The sequence below is a fragment of the Polaromonas sp. genome (assembly GCF_018780625.1).
Classification (GTDB): domain Bacteria; phylum Pseudomonadota; class Gammaproteobacteria; order Burkholderiales; family Burkholderiaceae_C; genus Polaromonas.
The window spans coordinates 1-8,512 of the sequence record NZ_JADMJK010000255.1; the positions used below are offsets into that span (position 1 = coordinate 1).

An 8,512-nucleotide genomic window follows, 5' to 3' on the forward strand; every position below is an offset into this window, starting at 1 on the left:
CTACAGGCCGCCAGCAGGGCCAGCAAGCCGGTGCTGAAGGCCGCCCTGACCAGGCCCCCGGTGGTGGTGCGAGCAATCAAGCCGGCTTGAGGCGGCGAATGATCTCTGATGTCGTCGCCGCCTGGTTCATGGTGTAGAAGTGAATGCCGGGTACGCCCGCCGTGCACAGCTGGTCGCACAGGTCAGTCATCACATCGAGGCCAAAGCTCTTGATGGATGCCGTATCGTCGCCAAAGCCCTGCAGGCGCAGGCGGATCCAGCGCGGGATTTCAGCACCGCAGGCATCGCTAAAGCGCAGCAGTTGCGTGGAACTGGTAATGGGCATGATGCCCGGTACCACCGGCACATCGGCGCCCAGGCGGTGCACATCATCGACAAAGCGGAAATAGGCATCCGAGTTGAAAAAATACTGGGTAATGGCCGAATTGGCACCGGCCTTGACCTTGGCCGCAAAGGCCTGCAGATCGGCCTCGGCCGATTTGGCCTGCGGATGGATTTCGGGGTAAGCCGCCACTTCGATATGGAAGGCGTGACCGGTTTCCGCGCGGATAAAGGCCACCAGGTCGCTGGCGTACTGGAACTCGCCGCCCAGCCCGTAGCCGCTGGGCAAATCGCCGCGCAGCGCGACCAGGCGCTTGACGCCCATGGCCTGCAACGTGGCCAGCTGGTCACGCACGGCCGCTTTGGTTGCGCCCACGCACGAAAAATGACAGGCCGCCGACACGCCCTCGCTCAGGATTTCCTCGACCGTGCCGAAGGTACCCGCCTGCGTGGAGCCGCCCGCGCCAAAGGTCACGGAACAGAACTCGGGCTGGTGCGCGTACAGCGCCTGGCGCGTCAGGCGCAGCTTGGCAGCGCCTTCGGGCGTTTTGGGCGGGAAAAATTCAAAACTGATGGGAACATTCATCGCAAGCCTCTCTCGTCACTCGTTCGTCAGGTTCTTGTTGCGCCGCTTGCTGCGCGCCGGCCCGTGCTGGCCGGCATGGGCAAGTTCGGCGGCCTCCGAGTCTTCGTGCGGCTCGCGCATCTCGCGCAGGGTGCTGCGCGGCAGCCGCTTGGGGGACTGCCGCTTGGGCACGGCGGCCAGCGGCTGGTCTTCACCGGCAGTTTCATGGCCTTTTTGCGCATGGATGAAAAACTCGCGGTTGCCGTCGCCACCCGCAATCGGCGATTCCAGCCACGCCTTCACCTCCAGCCCCAGGCCGGTGCAGGTGTCGCGCAGACGTTTTTCAACAAATTCAAAGTGCGCCGCGTCGCGCACAATGCCGCCCTTGCCGATCTGGCCGGGCTGCAGTTCAAACTGCGGCTTGACCAGCATCAGCAACTGGCCATCGGCTTTGAGCAGGCGCACCACGGCGGGCAGCACCAGCGTCAGCGAGATGAAGGACAGGTCGCCGGTCAAGAAGTCGAATTCCGGGTTGAAGTCGCCGTCATCAGCGTTACCGGCGCCGTCTTCGTCGGCGTTCAGCGCGCGGTGGTAATGCTCGGCCAAGTCGTCGGCCGTCATCGAGCGCGCATTGACGCCCTCGATGCAGACCACGCGCGCATCGCCCCGCAGCGTGCCGTGCAGCTGGCCGTGGCCCACGTCCACGCCCACCACCTGCGCTGCGCCATGCTGCAGCAGGCAGTCGGTAAAGCCGCCGGTCGACTGGCCAATATCGAGGCAGCGCAGCCCGGTCACGTCCAGGCCGGTGCGGGCCAAGGCGCCTTCAAGCTTGAGCCCGCCGCGCGAGATGTATTTCGCCTCGCGGTTGTCCAGGACCTCCAGCTCGGCAGCATCCGGCACCTCGTCGCCGTTTTTGACGACCTTTTTCCAGGCGCCTTCGGCCTCGACGCGCCACTGCACGCCGGCGGCAATCAGGCGCTGGGCCTGGGAGCGGGTGGTGGCAAAGCCATGTTCAACAAGGAAAATATCTGCGCGCATAGGTAGAAGGACTCATGGTTGGTCTGACGCCTTCCCCCGGCGGGGGAAGGAGCAAGGCAAAAACTCAATAACGGTAGGCGTTGGCCTTGTACGGGCCGGCCTTGCTCACGCCGATGTAGGCGGCCTGCTCGTCGCTCAGTTCGGACAGCATCGCACCGACTTTCTTCAGGTGCAGACGCGCGACCTTTTCATCGAGGTGCTTGGGCAGCACATAGACCTTGCCGGCTTCGTAGTCGGCCTGCTTGGTGAACAGTTCAATCTGGGCAATCGTCTGGTTCGCAAAGCTCGACGACATGACAAAGCTCGGGTGGCCGGTGCCGCAGCCCAGGTTCACGAGGCGGCCCTTGGCCAGCAGGATGATGCGCTTGCCGTCCGGGAAGATCACATGGTCGACCTGCGGCTTGATCTCTTCCCAGGTGCATTTTTCGAGCGAAGCGACATCGATTTCATTGTCGAAGTGACCGATGTTGCAGACGATGGCCTGGTCTTTCATGGCCGCCATGTGTGCATAGGTGATGACGTTTTTGTTGCCGGTGGCGGACACGAAAATGTCGCACTTGTCGGCGGCGTATTCCATGGTCACGACCTTGTAGCCTTCCATCGCGGCCTGCAGGGCGTTGATCGGGTCGATTTCAGTGACCCAGACCTGGGCGCTCAGGGCGCGCAGCGCCTGGGCCGAGCCCTTGCCCACGTCGCCGTAACCGGCCACGCAGGCGACCTTGCCGGCAATCATCACGTCGGTGGCGCGCTTGATCGCGTCGACCAGCGATTCGCGGCAGCCGTAGAGGTTGTCGAACTTGGACTTGGTGACCGAGTCGTTGACGTTGATGGCGCGAAACGCCAGCGTGCCCTTGGCCGACATTTCATTGAGACGCAGCACGCCGGTGGTGGTTTCCTCGGTCACGCCGACGATGTTTTTAAGGCGGCGGCTGTACCAGGTCGGGTCTTGCGCCAGCTTGGCCTTGATGGCGTTGAACAGGCAGATCTCCTCTTCGCTGCCGGGCTTGGAGATCAGGCTGGCGTCGGTTTCGGCCTGGGTGCCCAGGTGCATCAGCAGCGTCGCGTCGCCGCCATCGTCCAGGATCATGTTCGGGCCTTCTTCGGGCGTGCCTTTGGCGCCGGAGAATTCAAAGATGCGGTGGGTGTAGTCCCAGTAGTCGGCCAGGGTTTCGCCCTTGATGGCGAACACCGGCGTGCCCTTGGCGGCAATCGCGGCGGCGGCGTGGTCTTGCGTCGAGAAGATGTTGCACGATGCCCAGCGCACGTCGGCGCCCAGCGCCTGCAGGGTTTCGATCAGCACGCCGGTCTGGATCGTCATGTGCAGCGAGCCGGTGATGCGCGCGCCTTTGAGCGGCTGCGCCTTGGCGAATTCTTCGCGAATGGCCATCAGTCCGGGCATTTCGGTTTCGGCGATCTTCAGCTCCTTGCGGCCCCAGTCGGCGAGGGACAGGTCGGCAATCACGTAATCGGAATGGGCTGCGGTTTTCAATACGGCGTTCATGGGGTAGCTCCAAAATCGGGGGTCAAGCTGGGCAAAATAGCCACGACCGCAAGCGTTAAATCAAAGAGAGTGTGCTCACTCACCCGGCCTAATGCACATGCGGGTGAGCGTGGTTGCAGATTGAAAAGTCCTGAGCCTAGACCACATGCCGTGGGTTGCAACGCTCCTCAGGAGAGCCGCTATTGTACAGAACACGCCCAAACCTGGCTTGGCGCAAAATCCTGCGTGCCAAAATCGCCAGATGCAAGCGCTTCAATACTGGCCGCCCGAAGTCCGCCGCCGCATCACCGGCGTGCTGACCGACATCGATGACACCCTGACCACCGACGGCGCCATCACGGCCGATGCGCTGGCCGCGCTGGCGGCCCTGAAAGCGGCCGGGCTGCAGGTCATTGCCATCACCGGCCGGCCGGTGGGCTGGAGCCAGCCCTTTGCGCGGGACTGGCCGGTTGACGCCATCGTTGCTGAAAATGGCGCCGTCGCCCTTTTCGCGAACAAAAAAGGCATGCAACCCGATCAGCACGGGCGTTGGCAGCTATCAAAGCTATATCAACAAGATTCTGCGGCGCGCGCCACCAACTTCGCCCGCATGCAGCAGGTAGCCAGGCGCGTGACGCAGGAAGTCGCGGGCGCGGTGCTGGCGCAAGACAGCGCGGGGCGCGAAACCGACATTGCGATTGACCACAGCGAATTTGTGCAGCTGCCGCCCGCCTCCATCGCGCAGGCGGTGCGGATCATGCAGAGCGAGGGCATGAACGCCAGCGTGAGTTCCATCCACATCAACGGCTGGTTTGGCGCGCACAACAAGCTCGAGGGCGCGCGCTGGATCGTGCGCGAACTGCTGGGCCGCGACCTGGACGCCGAGATGGCGTGCTGGGCCTATGTGGGCGACTCGACCAACGACCAGCTGATGTTTGAAGCCTTCGACAATTCGGTCGGCGTGGCCAACGTGCGCCGCTTTGAAGCGGCGCTGACGCACAAACCGCGCTACATCACCCAGGGCGCGCGCGGCGCGGGCTTTGCGCAAGTAGCGGCGGCCCTGCTGGCCGCACGCTAGCGGGCGGCGCGCCGGCTCAGGACGGTTTGGCCAGCCCGAGCTTTTCAACCAGCGCCTTTTCACGCAGGAAAGTCTCCTGGGCGAACTTGGTGTAGCCCGCGCTGCTCATATACATGGGCACCATGTCGTATCGGCCCAGCGCGGTCTTGTAGTTTTCCTGCTCCATGGCCTGCTTGAAGGCGTCGTGCAGGCGCTTGACCACCGCGGGCGGCGTGCCCTTGGGCGCACCAATGCCGAACGGCGAGTTCTGCACGATGTCCAGCCCCAGTTCCTTGAGCGTGGGCGCGTCGGGGAACTTGGCCAGCCGCTGCGCACCCCAGGTGTTGAGCACGCGCAGCTTGCCCGCCTCCACCTGCGGCGCAAAGCCGGTGGAGTCGGCCGCTGCCATGATGTTGCCGCCCAGAATCGACTGCATCAGGTCGGCGCTGCCCTTGTAGGGAACATGCAGCAGTTCCAGGCCAAGCTTTTGCGCGATCAGCTCCATGGTCAGGTGCGGGCTGGTCATGGTGCCGGTCGAGCCGTAGCTCAGCTTGCCGGGATTGGCCTTGGCCCAAGCCACGAAATGGGTCCAGGTCTTGAGCGGTGAGTCCGCCGGCACCACCACGCCAAAGGCGTAACCCGTGACATTGAGCACGTAGCTGATGTCCTTGACCGGATCCCAGCTGATCTTGGTGGTGTAGGGCAGGCGAAACACGCCCAGCGGAATCTGCCCCACGGTGTAGCCGTCGGGGGCAGACGTTTGCAGCTGCAAGGCGGGCAGCGTGCCGCCGGCGCCGGGCTTGTTTTCCACAATCACCGGCTGACCCAGGATTTTGGAGGCATTGTCGGCCAGCACCCGCATGGTGATGTCGGTCGGCCCGCCGGCCGGAAAGGCGATGACCAGCTTGATCGGCCGGGTCGGAAAGCCTTGCGCCTGCGCCGCGCCCAGCGGGCCAAGGAGCGGCACGGCCAGCGCAGCGGCAGATTGCAGTAAATGTCGGCGTTGCATGAAAATCTCCTGAAGTGGTGACGCAAAGGTCAAAGCGGCATCTTGCGCCAAGCGGGCGCCCGCCACATCAGGGCAACACCTGACGACCTGTCGCGTCGGCGTCAGACCGTCTCAAGCGCCAGCACGGCGGTCGAGGTGTTGGAAATCGGAATGTGGTGGTTGCCCGTGACCCGGCGCACCGCTGGCTGCCGGATCAACGGCAAGCCGTGGCGGACACGGCCCCGGACGCGGCCAGGCGCGGCCATGTGTCATGACGACCCGCAACTGAATAGTTTCAATCAGCACCCCTTCGACCGCATAATTTCGTATACGATATAAATCCATGAAACGAAATACAGCACTCCCCTGGCTGGCAGAGTCTTCAGCCGGCAACTTCTCGTATGTGCGCGACACCTCGCTGTCCAAGCTGGTGCGCGACGACATCCTGGCGCTGATCCTGAAAGGCGTGTTGACCCCGGGGCAGCGCATCAACGAACCTGATGTGGCAGGCCGGCTGGGCGTTTCGCGCGTGCCGGTGCGGGAAGCCCTGCGCGAGCTGGCAAGTTCGGGCCTCGTGGTGGCGCGCAAGCACTCGGGGGTATTTGTGCGCCAGCTTGATTCGCAGGAAATCAGGGACCTCTATCAGATGCGGGGGCTGCTGGACGGCTTTGCCGGACGCCAGGCAGCGCAATTGCCCGCGCGGCAAAAAACAGCATTGCTGGCGGTCCTGGGCGACTCGGTAGACGCCATGAAGGACGCTGCGAGCCGGCTCAACGTGCCGCACTACTACTGCGAAAACCTGCGTTTTCACTGGTTGATCATAGAGTCCACCGGCAACCAGACCCTGACCGAAACCTACCGCGGCATTGTGCAAAAGCTGCACCTCTCGCGCCGCAAGAACCTGTCGCATGACGCCGGCATGCAGGCCTCGATTGCCGAGCACAGCGCGATTGTGCAGGCCTTGCGCGACGGCGATGCCGCGCGCAGCGAAGCCCTGATGTCAAGCCACGTCGACGTGGCGTTTGAGCGGCTCGTCAGCGCCATCCTGAATGAAGACCCTGAATCAGCCGATTCCCTTAATTAAACATCTACAGGAGACAACACCATGAAACGACGCACCCTTCTTCAAGCCGCCCCTGCGCTGCTGGGCCTGCCAGGCCTGGCCCAAGCCCAGGCGGCCTACCCGTCCAAGCCGATTCGATACATCGTGCCGGTCTCGGCCGGCGGCGGCAGCGACATGGTGGGCCGCACCCTGACCGAGCGTTGGGGCCAGGTGCTCAAGCAAAGCTTCATCGTGGACAACCAGGGCGGCGGCGGCGGCGTGATTGCCAGCCAGACCACGGCCCGCGCGGCGCCGGACGGCTACACCCTCATGCAGGGCTACGTCGCCACCCACGGCACCAGCCCGGCCACCCGCAAGCTGCCTTACGACGCCATCAAGGACTTCACGCCGATCGGCATGATTGGCGGCACGCCCAATGTGCTGGTGGTCGATGCCCGGCTGCCGATCAAGACCGTCAAGGAATTCATCGACTACGTTCGCAAGAATCCCGGCAAGATCAGCTACGGCTCGGCCGGCCAGGGCTCGCTGACGCACCTGACCATGGAGCTATTCAAGATACAGATCAATTCCTTCATGGTGCACATCCCCTACCGCGGCGTGGCACCGGCATTCACCGACCTGATTGGCGGCCAGACCCAGGCCATGTTCCCTGGCCTGGCGGCCGCGATGCCGCACATCCGCTCAGGCCGGGTACGCCCGCTGGCCGTGACCGGCTTGCAGCGCCACCCGCAACTCAAGGACATCCCCACGCTGGACGAGTCCGGCTTCAAGGGCTTTGACGCCCAGCAGTGGTATGGCGTGGTGGGGCCAGCGGGCATGCCGCCGGCCATCGTCAAGCAGCTCAATGACACCCTGGCCACCGTGCTGCGGGCGCCTGACATGCGCGAAAAACTGGCGATCGAAGCGATAGAGCCGACCGTCATGACACCGGAGCAATTTGGCGAATTCATCCGCAAGGACATTGCCCGCTGGACCAAGGTGGCACGCGAGCGCAACATCCAGCTCGACAGCTGAACGCCGAAATAACTTCATGAAAACCGGCTTTAGTCAATCTGGACAAAGCCGGTTTAGCTATTACTTGCATAGCACTCAAGCAGCAACTTGAATAGCATTTAAAACCCCTCGCACTTCTGTGCCGAAAGACACCATGGCTCGTAATACCCAGGTCACCGCCGACCACAATGCCCCGCCCGTCACCCAGATTCTGGCCCAGTTCGTGGCTACCCACCCCGGCTATCTGGCCGGCGGCTGGAGCGCTGCCGTAGACCACGAAGCGCACCGCACCTTCATGAACTGGCTGGGATGCGCCGTGGGCGCCGCCCACCATGAAGCCGCAGACGCCGCGCTGGCCGCCGTCAACATGCTGCAACCCGCAGCGCAGGCCACGCTGCCCGGGCGCAGCGAAAAGGTCGACATGGCCAGCGCCGCGCTGATCAACGGCATCACCTCGCACACCTTTGACTTTGACGACACCCACCTCAAAACCATCATCCACCCCGCCGGCCCCGTGGCCTCGGCCGTGATGGCGCTGGCCGAACACACCGGCGCCAGCGGCCGCGCGCTGATCGACGCGCTGGTGATCGGCATTGACGTGTCGTGCCGCGTGGGCAACGCCATGTACCCCGACCACTACGACCGCGGCTGGCACATCACCGGCTCCACCGGCACCCTGGGCGCCGCCGCCGCCTGCGCCCGCCTGCTCGGACTGGATACGCAGCAGACCGCGATGGCCCTGGGCATCGCCGCCTCGCAGCCGGTCGGCATGCGCGAGCAGTTTGGCACCATGACCAAGCCGTTTCACCCGGGTGCAGCGGCCCGCGCCGGCCTGATGTCGGCGCTGCTGGCCAGTAAAGGCTTCACCGCCAGCCCGAGAGCGCTGGAAGCGCCGCGCGGCATGATGCAAACCGTGTCCACCAAGAACGATTGGACCGAGATCACCAGCGAACTGGGCCAGCGCTTCGAGATCTCCTTCAACAGCTACAAGCCCTTTGCCTGCGGCA

9 protein-coding genes and 1 riboswitch are annotated in these 8,512 nt (G+C 63.9%); of the genes, 4 read left to right on the forward strand and 5 right to left on the reverse strand.

What is annotated here, in order from left to right; genetic code table 11:
• Window positions 1-76 precede the first annotated feature (76 nt).
• The 3 genes from metF to ahcY form a co-directional block, all read right to left on the reverse strand.
• Window positions 77-907, reverse strand: a complete 831-nt coding sequence (gene metF / locus IV091_RS18080) for a methylenetetrahydrofolate reductase [NAD(P)H] (protein ID WP_293470816.1) — start codon at window positions 905-907, stop codon at window positions 77-79.
• A gap of 15 nt (window positions 908-922) precedes the next feature.
• The gene (locus IV091_RS18085) at window positions 923-1,924 is read right to left on the reverse strand and encodes a TlyA family RNA methyltransferase (RefSeq protein ID WP_293470818.1); all 1,002 of its coding nucleotides are present in this window, start codon (window positions 1,922-1,924) and stop codon (window positions 923-925) included.
• Window positions 1,925-1,988: 64 nt separating this feature from the next.
• Window positions 1,989-3,425, reverse strand: coding sequence for an adenosylhomocysteinase (ahcY, locus tag IV091_RS18090; protein WP_293470820.1), 1,437 nt, complete (start codon window positions 3,423-3,425; stop codon window positions 1,989-1,991).
• A 98-nt stretch (window positions 3,426-3,523) separates the two neighbouring features.
• Window positions 3,524-3,600, reverse strand: a riboswitch (S-adenosyl-L-homocysteine riboswitch).
• Between the two features lie 66 nt (window positions 3,601-3,666).
• Between ahcY and IV091_RS18095 the strand changes: the two genes are divergently transcribed.
• Window positions 3,667-4,482 (forward strand): HAD-IIB family hydrolase, encoded by an 816-nt coding sequence (locus IV091_RS18095; protein WP_293470822.1) that lies wholly within the window; start codon window positions 3,667-3,669, stop codon window positions 4,480-4,482.
• Between the two features lie 16 nt (window positions 4,483-4,498).
• Here the strand turns inward: IV091_RS18095 and IV091_RS18100 are convergent, their stop codons facing one another.
• Together IV091_RS18100 and IV091_RS18105 are read right to left on the reverse strand one after the other, a co-directional pair.
• Window positions 4,499-5,470 (reverse strand): tripartite tricarboxylate transporter substrate binding protein, encoded by a 972-nt coding sequence (locus IV091_RS18100; RefSeq protein WP_293470824.1) that lies wholly within the window; start codon window positions 5,468-5,470, stop codon window positions 4,499-4,501.
• A gap of 101 nt (window positions 5,471-5,571) precedes the next feature.
• Window positions 5,572-5,715, reverse strand: a complete 144-nt coding sequence (locus tag IV091_RS18105; protein WP_293470826.1) for a hypothetical protein — start codon at window positions 5,713-5,715, stop codon at window positions 5,572-5,574.
• A 77-nt stretch (window positions 5,716-5,792) separates the two neighbouring features.
• Between IV091_RS18105 and IV091_RS18110 the strand changes: the two genes are divergently transcribed.
• From IV091_RS18110 to IV091_RS18120, 3 genes are all read left to right on the forward strand, one after another.
• Entirely contained in the window at window positions 5,793-6,533 is a 741-nt protein-coding gene (locus tag IV091_RS18110) for an FCD domain-containing protein (RefSeq protein ID WP_293470828.1), read from the forward strand.
• A 21-nt stretch (window positions 6,534-6,554) separates the two neighbouring features.
• Window positions 6,555-7,526, forward strand: coding sequence for a tripartite tricarboxylate transporter substrate binding protein (locus IV091_RS18115; protein ID WP_293470829.1), 972 nt, complete (start codon window positions 6,555-6,557; stop codon window positions 7,524-7,526).
• Between the two features lie 133 nt (window positions 7,527-7,659).
• On the forward strand, window positions 7,660-8,512 hold an 853-nt coding region (locus IV091_RS18120; protein ID WP_293470830.1), incomplete at its 3' end, for an MmgE/PrpD family protein.

What these genes read in the sequence shown, in the direction of transcription:
- metF (WP_293470816.1), bottom strand. Translation starts at nt 907, where the DNA reads ATGAATGTTCCCATCAGTTTTGAATTTTTCCCGCCCAAAACGCCCGAA.
- IV091_RS18085 (WP_293470818.1), bottom strand. Translation starts at nt 1,924, where the DNA reads ATGCGCGCAGATATTTTCCTTGTTGAACATGGCTTTGCCACCACCCGC.
- ahcY (WP_293470820.1), bottom strand. Translation starts at nt 3,425, where the DNA reads ATGAACGCCGTATTGAAAACCGCAGCCCATTCCGATTACGTGATTGCC.
- IV091_RS18095 (WP_293470822.1), top strand. Translation starts at nt 3,667, where the DNA reads ATGCAAGCGCTTCAATACTGGCCGCCCGAAGTCCGCCGCCGCATCACC.
- IV091_RS18100 (WP_293470824.1), bottom strand. Translation starts at nt 5,470, where the DNA reads ATGCAACGCCGACATTTACTGCAATCTGCCGCTGCGCTGGCCGTGCCG.
- IV091_RS18105 (WP_293470826.1), bottom strand. Translation starts at nt 5,715, where the DNA reads ATGGCCGCGCCTGGCCGCGTCCGGGGCCGTGTCCGCCACGGCTTGCCG.
- IV091_RS18110 (WP_293470828.1), top strand. Translation starts at nt 5,793, where the DNA reads ATGAAACGAAATACAGCACTCCCCTGGCTGGCAGAGTCTTCAGCCGGC.
- IV091_RS18115 (WP_293470829.1), top strand. Translation starts at nt 6,555, where the DNA reads ATGAAACGACGCACCCTTCTTCAAGCCGCCCCTGCGCTGCTGGGCCTG.